15 protein-coding genes are annotated in these 18510 nt (G+C 68.8%); 3 read left to right on the top strand and 12 right to left on the bottom strand.

The genetic code is table 11. The features are described from left to right. The first annotated feature begins 2 nt into the window (after window positions 1-2). Window positions 3-2303 (top strand): HelD family protein, encoded by a 2301-nt coding sequence (locus ACWCV9_RS06010; protein ID WP_450784705.1) that lies wholly within the window; start codon window positions 3-5, stop codon window positions 2301-2303. 84 nt (window positions 2304-2387) lie between these two features. Here the strand turns inward: ACWCV9_RS06010 and glgB are convergent, their stop codons facing one another. The 4 genes from glgB to ACWCV9_RS05990 all read right to left on the bottom strand — a co-directional run bounded on the left by glgB (window position 2388) and on the right by ACWCV9_RS05990 (window position 9872). Then, window positions 2388-4601, bottom strand: a complete 2214-nt coding sequence (gene glgB / locus ACWCV9_RS06005; protein ID WP_450784485.1) for a 1,4-alpha-glucan branching enzyme — start codon at window positions 4599-4601, stop codon at window positions 2388-2390. Next, window positions 4598-6013 carry a maltokinase N-terminal cap-like domain-containing protein gene (locus ACWCV9_RS06000; protein ID WP_450784484.1) on the bottom strand — a complete coding sequence of 472 codons (1416 nt, stop codon included), beginning with the start codon at window positions 6011-6013 and terminating at the stop codon, window positions 4598-4600. The genes glgB and ACWCV9_RS06000 overlap by 4 nt, the downstream gene beginning before the upstream one ends. Window positions 6014-6102: 89 nt before the next feature. Beyond that, on the bottom strand, window positions 6103-7803 hold the full coding sequence (treS, locus tag ACWCV9_RS05995) for a maltose alpha-D-glucosyltransferase (protein WP_450784483.1): 1701 nt from the start codon (window positions 7801-7803) through the stop codon (window positions 6103-6105). Next, window positions 7800-9872 carry an alpha-1,4-glucan--maltose-1-phosphate maltosyltransferase gene (locus ACWCV9_RS05990; RefSeq protein ID WP_450784482.1) on the bottom strand — a complete coding sequence of 691 codons (2073 nt, stop codon included), beginning with the start codon at window positions 9870-9872 and terminating at the stop codon, window positions 7800-7802. The genes treS and ACWCV9_RS05990 overlap by 4 nt, the downstream gene beginning before the upstream one ends. 349 nt (window positions 9873-10221) lie before the next feature. On the opposite strand from ACWCV9_RS05990, the gene ACWCV9_RS05985 reads away from it, so the two are divergent. After that, window positions 10222-12846, top strand: coding sequence for a glycosyltransferase family 1 protein (locus tag ACWCV9_RS05985; RefSeq protein ID WP_450784481.1), 2625 nt, complete (start codon window positions 10222-10224; stop codon window positions 12844-12846). Window positions 12847-12858: 12 nt separating this feature from the next. Here ACWCV9_RS05985 and ACWCV9_RS05980 read toward each other — a convergent pair whose 3' ends face one another. Beyond that, complete coding sequence (locus tag ACWCV9_RS05980) at window positions 12859-13047, bottom strand: DUF397 domain-containing protein (protein WP_450784480.1); 189 nt, start codon at window positions 13045-13047, stop codon at window positions 12859-12861. Between the two features lie 8 nt (window positions 13048-13055). Further along, entirely contained in the window at window positions 13056-13907 is an 852-nt protein-coding gene (locus ACWCV9_RS05975) for a helix-turn-helix domain-containing protein (RefSeq protein ID WP_450784479.1), read from the bottom strand. Between the two features lie 202 nt (window positions 13908-14109). On the opposite strand from ACWCV9_RS05975, the gene ACWCV9_RS05970 reads away from it, so the two are divergent. Further along, the gene (locus tag ACWCV9_RS05970) at window positions 14110-14535 is read left to right on the top strand and encodes an ATP-binding protein (protein ID WP_450784478.1); all 426 of its coding nucleotides are present in this window, start codon (window positions 14110-14112) and stop codon (window positions 14533-14535) included. Window positions 14536-14649: 114 nt separating this feature from the next. Here ACWCV9_RS05970 and ACWCV9_RS05965 read toward each other — a convergent pair whose 3' ends face one another. From ACWCV9_RS05965 to ACWCV9_RS05940, 6 genes are all read right to left on the bottom strand, one after another. Beyond that, a complete protein-coding gene (locus tag ACWCV9_RS05965; RefSeq protein ID WP_450784477.1) occupies window positions 14650-15279 on the bottom strand; it encodes a hypothetical protein in 630 nt (209 codons plus the stop codon). Between the two features lie 47 nt (window positions 15280-15326). Then, the gene (locus ACWCV9_RS05960; protein WP_450784476.1) at window positions 15327-15740 is read right to left on the bottom strand and encodes a DUF7919 family protein; all 414 of its coding nucleotides are present in this window, start codon (window positions 15738-15740) and stop codon (window positions 15327-15329) included. 42 nt (window positions 15741-15782) lie between these two features. Beyond that, window positions 15783-16205 carry a hypothetical protein gene (locus ACWCV9_RS05955; RefSeq protein ID WP_450784475.1) on the bottom strand — a complete coding sequence of 141 codons (423 nt, stop codon included), beginning with the start codon at window positions 16203-16205 and terminating at the stop codon, window positions 15783-15785. A gap of 49 nt (window positions 16206-16254) precedes the next feature. Beyond that, a complete protein-coding gene (locus tag ACWCV9_RS05950) occupies window positions 16255-16605 on the bottom strand; it encodes an Imm50 family immunity protein (protein WP_450784474.1) in 351 nt (116 codons plus the stop codon). 236 nt (window positions 16606-16841) lie between these two features. Further along, window positions 16842-17627 carry a hypothetical protein gene (locus tag ACWCV9_RS05945; protein WP_450784473.1) on the bottom strand — a complete coding sequence of 262 codons (786 nt, stop codon included), beginning with the start codon at window positions 17625-17627 and terminating at the stop codon, window positions 16842-16844. Further along, complete coding sequence (locus ACWCV9_RS05940; RefSeq protein WP_450784472.1) at window positions 17602-18393, bottom strand: hypothetical protein; 792 nt, start codon at window positions 18391-18393, stop codon at window positions 17602-17604. Before ACWCV9_RS05940 ends, ACWCV9_RS05945 begins: the two co-directional genes overlap by 26 nt. Window positions 18394-18510: the final 117 nt, after the last annotated feature.

Below are 18510 nucleotides of genomic sequence, written 5' to 3'. Positions count from 1 at the left end.
ATATCCGGGCGGGAGCGGAATTGTCAAACAGGAAGCCAAACAGCGAATTTCCCGACGATGAATTGCGCCACGAACAGGAATTCATCGACGGACTGTACGCACGCGTGGACGCGCTCCGCGGCGAGACCGAGACCTCGGTCGCGGACGCGCTCGCCCAGGGCGACAAGCCCATGCAGGCCCGGCTGGAGCGGGACATCCTGGTCGCCGAGCGCTCCGGACTGCTCGCCGCGCTGAACGCCGTCGACGGCTCGCTCTGCTTCGGCCGGATCGACCTGGCCGACGGCTCGGCCCATCACATCGGCCGGATCGGGCTGCGCGAGGACGACGCCGCGCGCACCCCGGTCCTCATCGACTGGCGCGCCGAGGTCGCCCGCCCCTTCTACCTGGCCACCGGGCACACCCCGATGGGGCTCAGGCGGCGCCGGCACATCACCAGCGAGGGCCGGACCGTCACCTCCCTGCACGACGAGATCCTCGACCTCGGCGACACCACCCGCACCGGCCACGAGGACCCGGGCGGCGACGCCGTGCTGCTCGCCGCGCTGAACTCGGCCCGCACCGGCCGGATGAGCGACATCGTGCAGACCATCCAGGCCGAGCAGGACCGGATCATCCGCGCCCCGCACCGGGGCGTCCTGGTGGTCGAGGGCGGCCCCGGCACCGGCAAGACCGCGGTCGCCCTGCACCGCGCCGCCTACCTGCTCTACGAACACCGGGAGCTGCTCGCCCGCCGGGCCGTCCTGATCGTCGGCCCCAACCCCGCCTTCCTCGGCTACATCGGCGAGGTGCTGCCCGCCCTCGGCGAGACCGGGGTGCTGCTGGCCACGGTCGGCGAGCTGTTCCCCGGGGTGAAGGCCACCGCCGGCGACACCCCCCGGGCGGCCGCCGTCAAGGGCCGCGCGGACATGGCCGAGGTGCTCGCCGCCGTCGTCGCCGACCGGCAGGCGCTGCCCGACCCGGTCATCGCGATCGAGCACGACCGCGAGGTGCTGATGCTGGACGACGGCCTGGTGAACGTCGCCCGCGAGCGCACCCGGGCCGCACGGCTGCCGCACAACGTGGCCCGCGAGCACTTCGAGGGCCACATCCTCAACGCGCTCACCGAGCTGTACGCCGAACGCGTGGGCACCGACCCCTACGACGGCAGCAGCCTGCTCGACGCCTCCGACATCACCCAGATCCGCGACGAACTCGCCGAGAACCCCGAAGTCTGGGACGCCATCGACCGGTTGTGGCCCCGGCTCACCCCGCAGCGGCTCGTCGCCGACTTCCTCGCCGAACCGGACGGCTACCTGTCACAGGAGGACGCCGACGCCGTGCGCCGCCCGGTGACCCGCGCCTGGACCGTCGCCGATGTCCCGCTGCTGGACGAGGCCGCCGAACTCCTCGGCGAGGACGACCGGATCGTGCGGGCCCGCGCCGAACGGGAACGCGAGACCGCGGTCGCCTACGCGCAGAGCGTGCTCGACGTGTCGTACGCCTCCCGGACCTTCGAGTTCGAGGACAAGGAGGACAGCGACCCGGAGGCGTCCGAGGTGCTGTCCGCGCACGACATCATCGACGCCGAGCGGTTCGCCGAGCGGCAGGAGGAGGCCGACCACCGCAGCGCCGCCGAGCGCGCCGCCGCCGACCGCACCTGGGCGTTCGGCCACATCATCGTGGACGAGGCGCAGGAGCTGTCGCCGATGGCCTGGCGGCTGCTGATGCGGCGCTGTCCCACCCGCTCGATGACGCTGGTCGGCGACCCCGCGCAGACCGCCGAGGCGGCCGGCGTCGGCTCCTGGGCGGACATCCTCGCCCCCTATGTCGAGGACCGCTGGGAGTACACCCGGCTCGGCGTGAACTACCGCACCCCGGCCGAGATCATGGAGCTGGCCGCGGCCGTGGTGCGCGCCGGACGACCGGACTTCGAGCCGCCGTCCTCGGTCCGCTCCACGGGCGTACCGCCCTGGGTCCGGCAGGTACCGGGGGATCTGCCCGGCGCGGTCGCCGAGGCGGTCGCCGAACTCACCCCGGCCGAGGGCCGCCTCGCGGTGATCGCCCCGCGCGAGCTGCACCGCTCGCTGGCCGCCCGCCTCGACGGGGTCACGGCCGGCGCCGAACCCGACCTCACCCGGACCGTCGTCCTCCTCGACCCCCGCCAGGCCAAGGGCCTGGAGTTCGACTCGGTTCTGGTGGTGGAACCGGGCCGGTACGGCACCAGTGACCTCTATGTGGCGCTGACCCGGGCCACCCAGCGGCTCGGCGTGCTGTACACCGGTGAACCGCCCGCGGCCCTCACGGCCGCGCGCTCCAGCGGTTGAGGATGCCGTCGACCGGACCCGGGGGATACGTGAGCGTCCCGCGTATCCCCCGGGTCCGGGCGTCGGGCAGCCGGTGGAAATCCCTCAGGCGGGTCGCAGCCACACCGTCGCCAGCGGCGGCAGGGTCAGCCGGACGCTCGCCGGCCGGCCGTGCCAGGGCCGCGGCTCCGGCTTGACCGCGTCCGGCGTGGTGACATCGCCGCCGCCGTACCCCGCGGCGTCGGTGTTGAGCACCTCCACCCAGGCGGGTATGTCGTCCGGGACACCCAGGCGGTAGTCCCGGCGGACCACCGGGGCCAGATGGGAGACCGCGAGCAGCGGGCTGCCCTCGGCGTCGTACCGCAGGAACGCGAAGACGTTGTCGTCCGCCGCGTCCCCGACCACCCACTCGAAGCCCGCCGGATCGGTGTCCCGCCGCCACAGCGCCGGCGTCGCCCGGTACAGCGTGTTGAGGTCGCGGACGAGATCCCGCACGCCCCGGTGGTCCGCGGCGGCGCCGTACGACGGGTCGAGCAGCCACCAGTCCGGCCCGCGCGCCTCGGACCACTCGGAGCCCTGCGCGAACTCCTGCCCCATGAACAGCAGTTGCTTGCCGGGGTGGGCCCACATGAAGCCCAGATAGGCGCGCAGGTTCGCCCGCTGCTGCCACCAGTCGCCCGGCATCTTCGACACCAGCGACCGCTTGCCGTGCACCACCTCGTCGTGCGAGATCGGCAGCACGTAGTTCTCGCTGTACGCGTACACCATCGAGAAGGTCAGCTCGTGATGGTGGTACCTGCGGTGCACCGGCTCGTGGCTCATGTACTGGAGCGAGTCGTGCATCCAGCCCATGTTCCACTTCAGCCCGAACCCCAGGCCGCCGAAGCCGCTCGGGCCCTGGTGGTGGGTGGGCCGGGTCACCCCGTCCCAGGCCGTCGACTCCTCGGCGACGGTCACCACGCCCGGGCAGCGCCGGTAGACCGTGGCGTTCATCTCCTGGAGGAACGCCACCGCGTCCAGGTTCTCCCGGCCGCCGTGCTCGTTCGGTGCCCACTGCCCCGGCTCGCGCGAGTAGTCCAGGTAGAGCATCGAGGCGACGGCGTCCACCCGCAGCCCGTCGATGTGGAACTCCTCGCACCAGTACACGGCGTTCGCCACCAGGAAGTTGCGCACCTCGCGCCGTCCGAAGTCGAACTCCAGGGTGCCCCAGTCCGGATGCGCGGCCCGGCGCGGATCGTGGTGCTCGTACAGCGGGCGCCCGTCGAACTCGGCCAGCGCCCAGTCGTCCCGCGGGAAGTGCGCCGGCACCCAGTCCATCAGCACCCCGATCCCGGCCTGGTGCAGCCGGTCCACCAGGTACCGGAAGTCGTCGGGCGTGCCGAGTCGGGCCGTCGGCGCGTAGAAACCGGTGACCTGATAGCCCCACGAGCCGCCGAAGGGATGCTCGGCGACCGGCATCAGCTCCACATGGGTGAACCCCAACTCGCTCACATACTCGGTGAGTTGGTCGGCCAGCTCGCGGTAGCCCAGCCGGGGCCGCCAGGACGGCAGATGGACCTCGTACACGGAGAACGGCGCCTCGTGCACCGGGATCTCCCCCCGGCGCGCCATCCACTCGGCGTCACCCCACTCGTAGTGCGAGGCGTGCACGACCGAGGAGGTGGCGGGCGGGGCCTCGGTCCGCCGGGCCAGCGGGTCCGCGCGCAGGGTGTGCGAACCGTCCGGCCGGGTGATGTCGAACTTGTACAGCTCGCCCTCGCCGATCCCGGGCACGAACAGCTCCCAGACCCCGGAGGAACCGAGCGAGCGCATCGGATGTCCGGTGCCGTCCCAGAGGTTGAAGGTCCCCGCGAGCCGCACCCCGCGCGCGTTCGGCGCCCACACCGCGAACCGGGTGCCGGCCACCCCCTGGTGGGTCATGACATGCGCGCCGAGCACCCGCCACAGCTGCTCGTGCCGGCCCTCGCCGATCAGATGCAGGTCCAGCTCGCCGAGCGTGGGCACAAAGCGGTAGGCGTCCTCCGTCTCCACGGCGGTGCCGTCGTACGCCACCAGGAGCCGGTACTCCGGGACGTCCCGCAGCGGCAGCACCCCGGAGAAGAACCCGTCCCCGTCGTCGTGCAGTTCGGTGTGCACTTCGTCGCCGACGACCGTGACCGAGCGTGCGTACGGCCGCAGCGCCCGGAAGGCGACGCCTCCCGGCACCGGGTGCGCGCCCAGCACGGAGTGCGGGTCGTGGTGGGTGCCGTGCAGCAGCCGGTCCCGGTCCTCGGGCGGGACACCGGCCGGGCGGATCGGCTTGTCGGCCTTCGGGATCACGGACGAGCCTCCTGGTCGGACGTGGTGGCGAGCCGGCGGACCGCCGACAGCGGTACCGGCAGCCAGTCGGGGCGGTGGCGGGCCTCGTAGACCACCTCGTAGACCGCCTTGTCGGTCTCGAAGGCCCGCAGCAGCAGCGGATCGGAGCGCGGGTCGCGGCCGGCCACCTCCGCGTACCCCGAGCAGTAGGCGGCCCGGCAGGCCTGCGCCCAGTCCGGCGCGGGCGCGCTCGCGGAGTGGGCCGCGTAGTCGAAGGAGCGGAGCATCCCCGCGATGTCCCGCGCCACCGGCTGCGGCATCCGGCGCTCGGCCGGCGGCCGGGCCGGCTCGCCCTCGAAGTCGATCAGCGACCACTGCCCGGACGGCGAGCGCAGACACTGCCCGAGGTGCAGATCGCCGTGCACGCGCTGCGCGGTCCAGGTGTGGCCCTCGGCGGCGAGCGAGGCCAGCGCCGTGTAGGCGGAGCGCAGCCCGCTCTCGTACGGCCGCAGGACCGGTACCGCCTGGACGGCCGCCGCCAGCCGCTCCGTCATGCCCTCGACCAGCGCCCGCATCTGCACCTGGCCCAGGGTGACCGTGGGCAGCGCGCGGGCGAGCGCGGTGTGCACCTCGGCGGTGGCCCGGCCCAGCGACCGTGCCTCGGCGACGAAGTCCTCGCCCTTGGCCAGCTCGCGCAGCGCCAGCTCCCAGCCGTCGCTCGCACCGGCCACGAACGGCTGGAGCACGGCCAGTACGTACGGGTCCCCGCCCAGCTCCGCCCGCATCCAGGCGGTCGGCGCAGGCACCCGGGGGCAGCCCTCGCGGGCCAGCGCCAGCGGCAGCTCCAGGTCGGGGTTGATGCCGGGCTCCACCCGGCGCAGCAGCTTCAGGATGAACGTATCGCCGTACACCACCGAGGAGTTGGACTGCTCGGCGGTCATCAGCCGGGCCACGAGACCCTCCCGGATCTCCTGGCCGGGGTCCCGCTCGAAACAGAGCCCGCCGATGCGGGCCTGGGTGCGCAGCGCCTCCAGGAGCACCTCGGCGGGCCGGGGGTCGTACAGGGCGTCGTACACCGTGCGTCCGGCGAGCGGACCCTGTTCCACATGTCCGATCAGCGCGGGCGCCAGCCGGGGCGGCAGCGCCTCGCGCACGCCTATCAGCAGCTGGTAGCAGTCCCCGGGGTGCGCGGGCGCGCCCGGCACGGGCGGCTGGTGGACGCGCAGCAGCAGGTGGTACAGACCGAGCCGGCCGTCCGGCGGCAGCAGTTCGGTGGCGGCCACGGGGGTGAACCCGGTGACCGGACGGCCCTTGCCCGCGAACCAGCGCTGCCGGGGCAGCCAGGTGCGGAGCAGCGGTTCGAGCGAGGCGAGGAGGGGGTCGAGACCGGTGGTGCCAGAAGAGGAACTGAAGGGGGTGACCGTTTCCGCCATGGGCGTCACGTCCTTTCCCCGGTCGTCGGGGTGTTACTGATGCGTGCCCCGGGCGGGGCGGTGGAAACGCACCGCCCCGCGGGGCGCCGCTACGCCGTCTCGCGGCGCAGCCGGAACCAGTAGAAGCCGTGCCCTGCGAGGGTGAGCAGATACGGCAGTTCACCGATGGCGGGGAAGCGCACCCCGCCGAACAGCTCCACCGGGTGCCGCCCGCCGAACCGGCTCAGGTCCAGCTCGGTCGGCTGGGCGAAGCGGGAGAAGTTGTGCACGCACAGCACCAGGTCGTCCTCGTACTCGCGCAGGAACGCGAGCACCGCCGGGTTGGAGGACTGGAGCTCGTTGTAGGTCCCCAGGCCGAAGGCGGGGTTCTGCTTACGGATCTCGATCATGCGGCGGGTCCAGTGCAGCAGGCTGGACGGGGAGGACATGGCGGCCTCGACGTTGGTGACCTGGTAGCCGTAGACCGGGTCCATGATCGTGGGCAGGAAGAGGCGTCCCGGGTCACAGGACGAGAAGCCCGCGTTGCGGTCGGGGGTCCACTGCATCGGGGTGCGTACGGCGTCGCGGTCGCCGAGCCAGATGTTGTCGCCCATACCGATCTCGTCGCCGTAGTAGAGGATCGGCGAGCCGGGCAGGGACAGCAGCAGGGCGGTGAACAGCTCGATCTGGTTGCGGTCGTTGTCGAGCAGGGGCGCGAGGCGGCGGCGGATGCCGATGTTGGCGCGCATCCGCGGGTCCTTGGCGTACTCGGCCCACATGTAGTCGCGCTCCTCGTCGGTGACCATCTCCAGGGTCAGCTCGTCGTGGTTGCGCAGGAAGATGCCCCACTGGCAGCCGGAGGGGATGGCCGGGGTCTTGGCGAGGATCTCGGAGACCGGGTAGCGGGACTCCCGGCGTACGGCCATGAAGATGCGCGGCATGACCGGGAAGTGGAAGGCCATGTGGCACTCGTCGCCGCCGGAGCCGTAGTCGCCGAAGTAGTCGACCACGTCCTCCGGCCACTGGTTGGCCTCGGCGAGCAGCACCTTGTCGGGGTACTGGGCGTCGATCTCCTTGCGCACCCGCCGCAGGAACGCGTGGGTCGCCGGCAGGTTCTCGCAGTTGGTGCCCTCCTGCTGGTACAGGTACGGCACGGCGTCCAGCCGGAACCCGTCGATGCCGAGATCCAGCCAGAACTTGAGCGCGGAGATCATCTCCTCCTGCACGGCCGGGTTCTCGTAGTTCAGGTCCGGCTGGTGCGAGAAGAAGCGGTGCCAGTAGTACTGCTTGCGTACCGGATCGTACGTCCAGTTGGAGGCCTCGGTGTCGACGAAGATGATCCGGGCGTCCTGGAACTGCTTGTCGTCGTCGGCCCAGACGTAGTAGTCGCCGTACGGCCCGTCCGGATCCCGCCTGGACTCCTGGAACCACGGATGCTGGTCACTCGTGTGGTTCATGACGAAGTCGATGATCACCCGCATGCCGCGCTGGTGGGCCGCGTCCACGAACTCCACGAAGTCGGCGAGGTCACCGAACTCCGGCAGCACGGCGGTGTAGTCGGCGACGTCGTAACCACCGTCTCTGAGCGGCGACTTGAAGAACGGCGGCAGCCACAGACAGTCGACCCCCAGCCACTGGAGATAGTCGAGCTTGGCGGTCAGGCCCTTCAGGTCGCCGACGCCGTCGCCGTTGCTGTCCTGGAAGGAGCGGACCAGTACCTCGTAGAACACGGCGCGCTTGAACCACTCCGGGTCCCGGTCCTTGGCGGGCGTGCTCTCGAACGTGTCCGGAACGGGCTCATTGACGATCATATTGTGGGTGACCCTCCGATCTGCGGGTTGGACGGTCGCAGGACGGTGAAGACATGCGCGGGCCTATGACCCGGTTCGAGGCGCACATAGTTGGCCCTGCCCCAGTGATAGGTCTCGCCGGTGAGCTCGTCGCGCACCGGCACGGACTCGTGCCAGTCCAGGCCGAGTTGCGGCATGTCCAACGAGACCGTGGCCTCCTGGGTGTGGTGGGGGTCGAGGTTGGCGACGACCAGAACCGTGTTCGCTCCGCTGTGCTTCGAGTAGGCGATCACCTGGTCCTTGTCGGTGTGGTGGAAGTGCAGATCGCGTAGCTGGCGCAGGGCCGGGCTGCGCCGCCGGACGGTGTTGAGCCGGGTGATGAGGGGCGCGATGGTCCGGCCCTCGCGCTCGGCAGCCGCCCAGTCGCGCGGTCGCAGCTGGTACTTCTCGGAGTCGAGGTACTCCTCGCTGCCGGGGCGCAGCGGGGTGTTCTCGCACAGTTCGTAGCCGCTGTAGATGCCCCAGGTGGGGGAGAGGGTGGCGGCGAGGACGGCGCGGACCTCGAAGGCGGGCCGGCCGCCCTGCTGGAGGAAGGCGTGCAGGATGTCCGGGGTGTTGGCGAAGAAGTTGGGCCGCATGTAGGCGGCCGCCTCGCCGGACAGCTCGGTCAGGTACTCGGTGAGTTCCTGCTTGCTGTTGCGCCAGGTGAAGTAGGTGTACGACTGCTGGAAGCCGATCTGCGCCAGGGTGTGCATCATCGCGGGCCGGGTGAAGGCCTCGGCCAGGAAGATCACGTCCGGGTCCTTGCGGTTGATCTCGCCGATCACCCGCTCCCAGAACACCACGGGTTTGGTGTGCGGGTTGTCCACCCGGAAGATCCGCACCCCGTGCCGCATCCAGTGCCGCAGGATCCGGACGGTCTCGGTGACCAGGCCGTCCATGTCGGCGTCGAAGGCGATGGGGTAGATGTCCTGGTACTTCTTCGGCGGGTTCTCGGCGTAGGCGATGGTGCCGTCCGGCCGGTGGTGGAACCACTCCGGGTGCTTGTGCACCCAGGGGTGGTCGGGGGAGCACTGGAGGGCGAAGTCGAGCGCGATCTCCAGGCCCAGGCGCTGGGCCTCGCGGACGAAGAAGTCGAAGTCCTCCAGGGTGCCCAGCTGCGGGTGCACGGCGTCGTGCCCGCCCTCGGGGGAGCCGATCGCCCAGGGCACCCCGACGTCCTGCGGGCCGGCGGTCAGGGTGTTGTTGGGGCCCTTGCGGAAGGTCGTGCCGATCGGGTGGATCGGCGGGAGGTAGACGACGTCGAAGCCCATGTCGGCGATCGGCTTCAGCCGCCGGGCCGCGGTGCGGAAGGTCCCGTGCGGCTGCTCGGCGGTGCCCTCCGAGCGCGGGAAGAACTCGTACCAGGAGCCGAACAGGGCCCGTTCGCGCTCCACCAGCAGCGGCATCCGGTCCGAGGCGGTGACCAGCTCCCGCAGCGGATGCCGGGCCAGCACCTCCAGGGTCCCCGGCGCCAGCGCGGCCGCGAGCCGCCAGGCGGCCGGCCGGTCCTCGTCCCGCAGGGCCGCCACCGCGTCCAGGACGCGCCGCCGCTCCGGGCCCTTGGGCACCCCGGCGGCGGCACGCTCGTACAGCAGGGCGCCCTCCGCCAGGACCAGTTCCGTGTCGATCCCGGCCGGGATCTTGATCTCCGCGTGCCGCCGCCAGGTGGTGAGCGGGTCGGACCAGGCCTCCACCGTGTAGCTCCAGCGGCCCGGCGCACCGGCGGTGACCGTGGCGCCCCAGCGGTCGGTGCCGGGGGCCAGCTCCCGCATCGGCGTCCAGGGCCCGGGCCGGCCGGCGGGATCGCGGAGTACGACATTGGCGGCCACGGCGTCGTGTCCCTCCCGGAACACGGTGGCCGTCACCTGGAACGCCTCCCCGGTCACCGCTTTGGCGGGCCGGCGCCCGTGCTGCACCACGGGCCGGACGTCGAGGACGGGGATACGGCCGACGGCCGGGGCCGTGGGCGAGGGACGTGGCTTCCTGCTGCTCCGGCCGGCGGGCTTGTCGCTTGCCGGGGGCGCTGACGAGTGCTGCGTGGCGGGCATGACCGCTCCTGTCCGCTTCAACTGGGTGTGGGCGGATGGCTGTGGGGAGGTGGGTCCTGCGGGGTGCTGTGGTACGCCTGTGGGGTCGTACCGGAGGAGCCTTCCCACCCTGTTCGGGTGAGCAATCCGGAACTTTGTTAACTACTCACGCGTATGTCTACGCATACCGCAGCCCCTTTTACGGTCCCTTGTGCGACCTCTTCTTCCGGGTGCCCGGCGACCGGGACCTGACGCCCCGACACCCCCGGTCGGCAGGTCCCCACCGACGCTCCGGTAACCACTACCGTCGAGGGTGACGACGAGACGTACAGCGCCGTGCGTCTCACCCCGCAACGCGTCGAGGTGGAATGTGAAGGCGATCCGTCGGTTCACCGTCCGTCCCGTGCTCCCCGAACCCCTCCGGCCGCTGAGCGACCTGGCGCGCAATCTGCGCTGGTCCTGGCATGCGGAAACGCGCGACCTGTTCCAGTCCGTCGACCCCGAGCGATGGCCCGAGGGCGGCGGCGACCCGGTGCGGCTCCTCGGCGGGGTACGGCCCGCACGGCTGACCGAGCTGGCCGGGGACCGCCGGTTCCTGCGCCGCCTGCGCGCGGTCGCGGACGACCTCGACGACTACCTGACCGGCGACCGCTGGTACCAGGCCCAGGCCGACGGCCTGCCCGCCGCCGTCGCCTACTTCTCCCCGGAGTTCGGCATCACGGCCGCACTGCCCCAGTACTCCGGCGGTCTCGGCATCCTCGCCGGCGACCATCTCAAGGCCGCCAGCGACCTCGGCGTCCCGCTGATCGGGGTCGGCCTGCTCTACCGGCACGGGTACTTCCGGCAGACCCTCTCCCGCGACGGCTGGCAGCAGGAGCACTACCCGGTGCTCGACCCCAACGAACTGCCCGTCACCCCGCTCAAGGAGCCCGACGGCAGCCACGCGCGGATCTCCCTGGCACTGCCCGGCGGCAGGGCCCTGCACGCCCGGATCTGGCTGGCGCAGGTGGGCCGGGTGCCGCTGCTGATGCTCGACTCGGACGTGGAGGAGAACGGCCCCGGCGAACGCGGGGTGACCGACCGGCTCTACGGCGGCGGCGGCGAGCACCGGCTGCTCCAGGAGATGCTGCTCGGCATAGGAGGTGTCCGGGCGGTACGGACGTACTGCCGTCTCACCGGCCACCCGGAACCCGAGGTCTTCCACACCAACGAGGGCCACGCGGGCTTCCTCGGCCTGGAACGCATCGCCGAACTCGTTGCCACCGGGCTGGACTTCGACTCCGCCCTGGAGGCGGTCCGCGCGGGCACGGTCTTCACCACCCACACCCCCGTCCCGGCCGGCATCGACCGCTTCGACCGGGAGCTGGTCGCCCGGCACTTCGGCCCGGACGCCGAACTCCCCGGCCTCGACGTCCAGCGCGTCCTCGAACTGGGCATGGAGACGTACCAGGGCGGCGAGCCGAACCTGTTCAACATGGCCGTCATGGGGCTGAGGCTGGCCCAGCGCGCGAACGGGGTGTCGCTGCTGCACGGCCAGGTCAGCCGGCAGATGTTCGCCGGCCTGTGGCCGGGATTCGACCCCGAGGAGGTGCCGATCACCTCCGTCACCAACGGAGTGCACGCGCCCACCTGGGTCGCCCCGGAGGTGCTGCGCCTCGGCGCCCGGCAGATCGGCGCCCAGCGGGCCGAGGACGCGCTCACCGTCGGCGGCTCCGACCGCTGGGACTCGGTCGCGCAGATCCCCGACGACGAGATCTGGGAGCTGCGCCGCACCCTGCGCGAACAGCTGGTGCAGGAGGTACGCGACCGGCTGCGCGCCTCCTGGCGGCAACGCGGCGCGGGCGACGCCGAACTGGGCTGGATCGACGGCGTCCTCGACCCCGACGTCCTGACCATCGGCTTCGCCCGCCGCGTCCCCTCCTACAAACGCCTCACCCTCATGCTCCGCGACCGCGACCGCCTCACCCGCCTCCTCCTCCACCCGGAGCGGCCGGTGCAGCTCGTGGTGGCCGGAAAGGCACACCCCGCGGACGACAGCGGCAAGCGGCTCGTCCAGGAACTGGTCCGCTTCGCCGACGACCCGCGCGTCCGCCACCGCATCGTCTTCCTGCCCGACTACGGCATGGCGATGGCCCAGAAGCTCTACCCCGGCTGCGACGTCTGGCTGAACAACCCGCTGCGCCCGCTGGAGGCCTGCGGCACATCCGGCATGAAGGCGGCCCTCAACGGCTGCCTCAACCTCTCCGTCCTGGACGGCTGGTGGGACGAATGGTTCCGCCCCGACTTCGGCTGGGCCATCCCCACGGCGGACGGCGCGGGCACGGACACAGACCCGGACCGCCGCGACGACATCGAGGCGGCGGCCCTCTACGACCTCCTGGAACAGCGGGTCACCCCCCGCTTCTACGAACGCGGCCGGGCCGGCCTCCCCGACCGCTGGATCCAGATGGTCCGCCAGACCCTCACCCTGCTCGGCCCGAAAGTCCTGGCCGGCCGCATGGTCCGCGAATACGTCGACCGCCTCTACGCCCCCGCCGCCCAGGCCCACCGCGCCCTCACCCCCGACGCGGCGCGCGACCTGGCCGACTGGAAGTCCCGGGTGCGCTCGGCCTGGCCCGGCGTCAGCGTCGACCACGTCGAGACGACGGCGACCAGCCCCACGGCGGAACTGGGCACCACGGTGGGCCTCCGCGTCCGCGTCGCCCTCGGCGCCCTGACCCCGGACGACGTCGAGGTCCAGGCGGTGTCCGGCCGGGTGGACGCGGAGGACCGCATCACGGACGCGACGGTGATGCCGCTGAAGCCGACGGGCACGCAGGACCTGGAGGGCCGCGTCGTCTACGAAGGCCCCCTGGCCCTGGACCGCACCGGCCCCTACGGCTACACGGTCCGCATCCTCCCGACCCACCGCCTGCTGGCCGCCTCCGCGGAGATGGGCCTGATGACGGTGCCGTCGGAGGAGGTGGTGGAGGGAGCGGGGGTGGTGCTGCGCTGAGCGGCCGCTCTCTCAGGCGTTTCTCTTCAGGGCCTCGATGAAGAGGGCGAAGGATCCGGCCGGGACGGTGAGGGTGTTGCCGGCCGGGTTCTTGGAGTCGCGGATGGATATGTGGGTGGGGGTGGGGGCGATTTCCACGCAGTTGTTGCCGTCTCCGCCACCGGAGTAGGACGACTTCCGCCAGTTGCCGGGGATGGTCATGGTAGGTCTCACAGTTCCTTGGCCAGTCTGTGGATGAAGTCACGCGAAGGGGTGGGGGCGAACGATGCCGCCTCCACTCTATGAAAGAGCGTCCGCAGGACTTCGAGTTGAGCCTCGGAATCGATGAAGCCCGTGCCGTGTGGGGCGTCACGAGCGGCTGTGTCCAACCGTGGTACGGCACCGCCCGCCAGCATCATGGGACTCCAGGTCCCGCCGAAGCCGTCGACGTCGAAGGGGATGACCCGGACGGTGATGTGCTCTTCCTCCGACAGTTCCAGGATGCGGCTGAGCTGGGCTCTTGACGTCCTGCGATCAGCGACCCGAATGCGGAGCGCCGCCTCGTGGACGATCGCCTCGTACGGGACGGGGACCGTGCGTTCGAGGATGACTTTCCGCTGCATCCGGTGCCGGACACGCAGCTCCAGCTCCTCTGCCGGGAGCACAGGGACTCTGGAGGAGAAGGCCGCCCGGGCGTAGTCCTCCGTCTGGAGGAGACCAGGGACGAAGAGGAACTCCACGTCGCGTCGGTATGTCGAGTGATGCTCCAACTCGGCGAGATCGAGAAAGGCAGTGGGCAGCAGCTCCCGGTACTCCTCCCACCAGCCACGGGTGCGGTCGGTTGCCATGGCCACCAGGGCGTCGATCAACCCGTCATCCGTGCACGAGTAGTTCGCGGCCATACGACGCAGCCGCTTCTCACTCACACCGGCGAGCCCGGACTCGATCTGACTGATCTGCGGAGCGGTCACCCCGAGCAGGGCCGCAGCCTCCCTCGATGCGAGGCCGGCCGCGTCACGGAGCCTGCGTAGCTCGGTGGCCAGACGCATCTGGCGTGCCGTCGGCTCGGTTCTCTTCGCCATCGACTGGTCCTCTCAACGCGCCGTGCCCGGCGACCCGTTCGGGGTCAGATTACGCGACCAGCTTGCGGGATCTAAATATTGCCCCCTACCGTCAGTGACGTACTGATTGCGCTGCGGAAGTGCACCGCGTCGTCCTGCCATGACGGCTGCGGCAATGCCACCGCACGCGAAATGCCCACTGAACGGCTGGAGTTGCTGACGCATGTCCGAAACCGCGCCCACCGAGACCTGGGACTACACGATCTACATCCCCAACGACCTCAGAGCGGTGACCGTCTGCCGCCGCACCCTGCGCCTGATCCTGACCCTGCACGGTCTGATCGGCCTGGTGGACACCGCCGAGCTGTTGGCCACGGAGCTGGTGTCGAACGCCGTACAGCACACGAAGGGGCCGGCGGCGCTGAGGGTGCGCCGCATGCCGGAGGGCACGGTCTGGATCGGCGCCTGGGACACCGACCCCGCCCCGCCGGACCCGCCCCGCCCCCTGGACCAGGCGGCCGGCCTGGAGCTGGAGGAGGGGCGGGGACTGGGCCTGGTGAAGGCGTGCGCCCGGTACTGGGGCTGGCAGCCGACGGCACGCTTCGGGGACCGGGGGAAGTACGTGTGGTGCGAACTTGCGGCGGCATGACGCGCTGACAGAACGCAGACCTGCGTGTTCAAGCGGGCCCACACCAAAACGACGTGGCGCACGTGGATGGCAGGGTCCCAGCACTCGCCTAGCCCTTCCGACGGGCGACGGCCGTCACGCTCCGCCGAGCATCTCGTCCTCGTCGAAGCCGAGCTCCTCCTCAATGCCGAGTTCCTCGGCCGCGTGCCACTTCAATGGCTTGGGCCAATCACCCGAAGCCACAGACCTCAGAACATCTTGCGCTTCCGGCGTATCGATATCACCGAGGGATTGGATGATCTTGATGCACAAGCTGAAGTACGGCGCATCAGATTCCATTCTTTCCTGGAGGAGCAGACCGAGTGCACCGACTGCCTCTTGGGCGTGCAGTTCTCCGAGAAACTCGACGAGGTCCTCCTCATTCACTCGTCGCGCTTTCTTCTGGCGGGCCAGTGAGTTCTGGGAAGCTCGACCAACATGCTTGCCCGATGTGAGAGCGTCCAGGAGAATCTCGGCGAGCCCGTCCGGGTGGAGGTGTAGGGCGACTGCCGCAAAGCGCTCGAACCTATGCCAGTCGCCGGTGCTGACCATGGCCCGAAGCCAGTCGAGGATCTTCTCCCCGGCTTCGGGCACCTCGACTGCTATGCGCGCGGCCTTCTCTTCGCCTATGTAGCCATTACCGATGAGGGCGTCGACACGATCGATAAGCGGGTCCGTGCCTCGGTGGTCGATGCCGAACGTCTCTTTCAGGGATACGGCACTCACCTCACTTCACGCGGCTCGCAAAGATCCAGAAGGAACTGCTGATAAGGCTAATCGACTCGTTTCATCACCGCCTCTATGAACTCAACCGGTGGCAGATAGTCGTGATCGATTACATAGTGAATGATCAATGTGGGGGCAGCGTAAATTTCTCCACTGGCTGCCATGACGATGATTTCTCCGTTTCCAAGATAGGCAGTACTTCCTGATTCTTTATTCGTTACTTGCAGAGGGGATCGCCGATCGCAGAACTCGCAATGATGTACACCCCGTGCGAGTCTCGCCGGGCCGCTGGCTCTGTCGATGAGGTGGTCGACAAACCCAGTCGGACAATCCCCTGTGGGGAAATCCCTGCCACCGCCTAGCCATCCGACATTGAGGAGCCTTTCCGCATTCTCAGGCGGATTCGGTGGCCATACAGTCTTCCAGTACTCGTACGGAGATAGGTCTCTGTAGTATGTCATCAGTGATCCCATATTGAAGGTCCGTTGCGACACAGCAGACCATCACTGGGGCTGCTCTCTATCGGGGCAAATTTCCGGGGTCGCAACCTGCTGTAGGTGCTGGACAATGAGATCAAGATCAGAAATTGTCGTGAGACAGAATTCCTGGTCCTGAATAGCGGTGGTGCGAATGACGTCTGAGAAGGCCGGGTTGGAGAGTCCCTGTGCCTCTTGCAGGACTCTGGTTGGCACAAGTACCCAGTTTCGCCTTGTCCGGTCGAGTGTCCATGCTGTTTGGGTGGGTGGCTCTTGGATCACATTATGGATGGCCTGTGCGATCTCTTCACTAGGTGCTTTGAAGCGCCAGCCCATATATGCCACCTGATGGTAGCCGAAATATTCGTTGTACCCCGCGGGCAGCTTGAACCAAGCTAGTTCACCGAACCTGCTGAGTGCGCGTACTGCTTGCGTGCTTCGAGTCGACATATCGGTTCCAATCACATCACCAGAGGGGCCCGGCGCCTCGACCGCGGGTTCAGGGTTCGGTGGCATATGCGGTCAACTTTGAGATGAACGCCGTATCCGCGGTGCCCCGGATGTGCGACTTGGCTGACATGACGTTGAGGCTGATTTCTTCCTCACCAGTGGCCGTCCCGAAACCTTCCAGTGCAATCTCTCTGATGCCGCCGAACGAGATTTCAACCTGGAGGGTGTTGAAGCCCTGCTCCACCCACTTGCGTGGGGGCTGCTCTGGGTAACGGGGCAGGTCCAGACGCAGTTTCAGGGTCGGCCCGGCCTCGTGGAGGACAATCTCGTGTAGATGTACATCGATGAGGTCCGGAGGATCACCTTGGTAGACGGTGGTAATGCCCGCTGGATTGTGCATCAAGGAAACCCATGACACGTCGACTCAGTCTTCCTGCTCGGGATACTCGTAATGCTGCTTGCTCCGGCCGTCGGGCCAACAGGGCGCTTCGGGTGCGCCAGGCTAGGTGCGAAAAAGTGGGGGTCGATTTCCGATTGAGGGCCTTCCGCTGCGGTGATGGGTTCCGGCTGGGAGGGGGCGCAGGCCTTGATGCTCCCAGGTGAGGGTGACCAGCCGGCCCAGCGTTCCGGTACTCATCACCGGGCTCGGTCGAAGGAAGCCCAAGCGTCGGTCACAGCCGCTCGGAGTTCCGCGTCGGACAGATCACCGGGCTCGGCCAGTTCCGGGTCGACTGAGTAGTCCTCCAGGATCATGAAGACCTGGTCGAAGAGATCTGCGAGAGCCCCACGGAGTCGCTCGCCGTTCGCCTGAGAGGCACGTCGTGCGTCCCACCAACCGTGGGTGAAGTCCGGCGCGTTACAAGAACCCTCGATGAACCAGTCGAGCAGCTCCAGCTGTCGCGCTGCCGCACTGGTGGGCGCTACCTCGTCCGGTTGGGACCACGCCCGATGTGCCGGCGGATGGGCGGCGGCCACGGCTTTCAGGGAGGGGTGCCGGTCTGCGAGCGCACGAGCATGCCGACCGAAGCGTGCCCGTGCCGTGTCAACACCCTCACTGACTGCTGCGGCCATGAAAAGGACGGTCCCTGCGACAAGGGCATAACCCGGTTCCGGGAAGAGGACGGCTCCCTGCTCGTCCAGTGTCCACAGGAGCGACGGTGGGCGGACCTTGGAACCGTCCATGTCGAGGGGGAGTCGGAGAGTTTGCACCACAGGCTCACCAGGGGCAGAGAGGTCTGCGCAGGCCATACGTGAAGCCCCGACGGCCTGGCACCCGGCCATGATGCGGTGCAACAGAGGGGCGTCCATCTGTGCCCCCACGAGAAGGGGAGCTACTTCCTTGTCGTGCAGCCACGATGGGGCGAAGACACGTGAGGTTCTGGAGCCGTGCATCTTCTCAATGGCCACTGTCTTCTCGATCAACGCCGAATTCGCAATTTAGTCGAGCAGGCCAGTCGCTGTGCTCCAGGCCGGATCCCATCAAAACATCCCGCCAGTCCGAGAGGGCCACTTGCACAGCAGTGAGGAGCTTGTCTACGTCTGCCTGGCCATGGATGAGGGTCGCGGCTATGATCCTTTCCAATTGGGCATTTTCGTATCGGCTGATCTCATCTGAGAGTTCGACCAATATGCTTGCAACGGCTGGTTGTTCCGCCTCTGGGTAATCCCTTTTGATTCGTTGTTTAATTCGAGATGTCAGTTCCGGTCTGCTTTGAAGCTCATGCTGCACGACCCAGTACTCGTCTTCCTCGACCGACACAGCGCACAGATGGCGGCCGTCAGTCGAAATGGTGAGGAATTCGGGCCAGCCGACCCCAGAAGCAATCCGTGAAGGCAAACGCTCGCCAATCGGATCGGTGACTCTCACCCAGCCGATCTCGCTGCCACCCGAGATGGGCGGCAGGATGAGAAATTCGCCCTTGTCGTCATACAACGCACATGCCGAAGCGTGGTGATGCCATGCCTCGTCCAGCTCATCGGCGGCGCGATCCGAGGAGATGCGAACGGTAGCAGTCGGCTGAACCGCGATTCCCGTTACGGCATAGATCGCGGTGCTTACCGGCTGAGCATCGTGGGGCACTGTGCCCTCAACTACCCGAAGGCCGCAGCGCTCCAAGCATTCCATCCAGTCCTGGTGGTTTTGCTCTTTTGTCATCCCAGTCGGGTTATCGGTAGTGCTGTGCTCCATTGCACCTCACTCAGGGATATCTGTTTCGAACGTCTTCGGAGCAGGCGGTGCGTCTCCGGCTACGAGCTTCCGCAAACGTCTGATCTCCTGGACAAGCCGCGGAACTTCCTCTCGCGC

It is taken from the genome of Streptomyces sp. NPDC001606 (genome assembly GCF_053596835.1).
This window is presented reverse-complemented; position numbering and strand designations above follow the sequence as displayed.

Coding starts and splice junctions, on each gene's coding strand:
- ACWCV9_RS06000 (WP_450784484.1), bottom strand. CDS start 6,013: ATGGCGGAAACGGTCACCCCCTTCAGTTCCTCTTCTGGCACCACCGGT.
- treS (WP_450784483.1), bottom strand. CDS start 7,803: ATGATCGTCAATGAGCCCGTTCCGGACACGTTCGAGAGCACGCCCGCC.
- ACWCV9_RS05990 (WP_450784482.1), bottom strand. CDS start 9,872: ATGCCCGCCACGCAGCACTCGTCAGCGCCCCCGGCAAGCGACAAGCCC.
- ACWCV9_RS05980 (WP_450784480.1), bottom strand. CDS start 13,047: ATGACCATCCCCGGCAACTGGCGGAAGTCGTCCTACTCCGGTGGCGGA.
- ACWCV9_RS05975 (WP_450784479.1), bottom strand. CDS start 13,907: ATGGCGAAGAGAACCGAGCCGACGGCACGCCAGATGCGTCTGGCCACC.
- ACWCV9_RS05970 (WP_450784478.1), top strand. CDS start 14,110: ATGTCCGAAACCGCGCCCACCGAGACCTGGGACTACACGATCTACATC.
- ACWCV9_RS05960 (WP_450784476.1), bottom strand. CDS start 15,740: ATGACATACTACAGAGACCTATCTCCGTACGAGTACTGGAAGACTGTA.
- ACWCV9_RS05955 (WP_450784475.1), bottom strand. CDS start 16,205: ATGTCGACTCGAAGCACGCAAGCAGTACGCGCACTCAGCAGGTTCGGT.
- ACWCV9_RS05950 (WP_450784474.1), bottom strand. CDS start 16,605: ATGCACAATCCAGCGGGCATTACCACCGTCTACCAAGGTGATCCTCCG.
- ACWCV9_RS05940 (WP_450784472.1), bottom strand. CDS start 18,393: ATGGAGCACAGCACTACCGATAACCCGACTGGGATGACAAAAGAGCAA.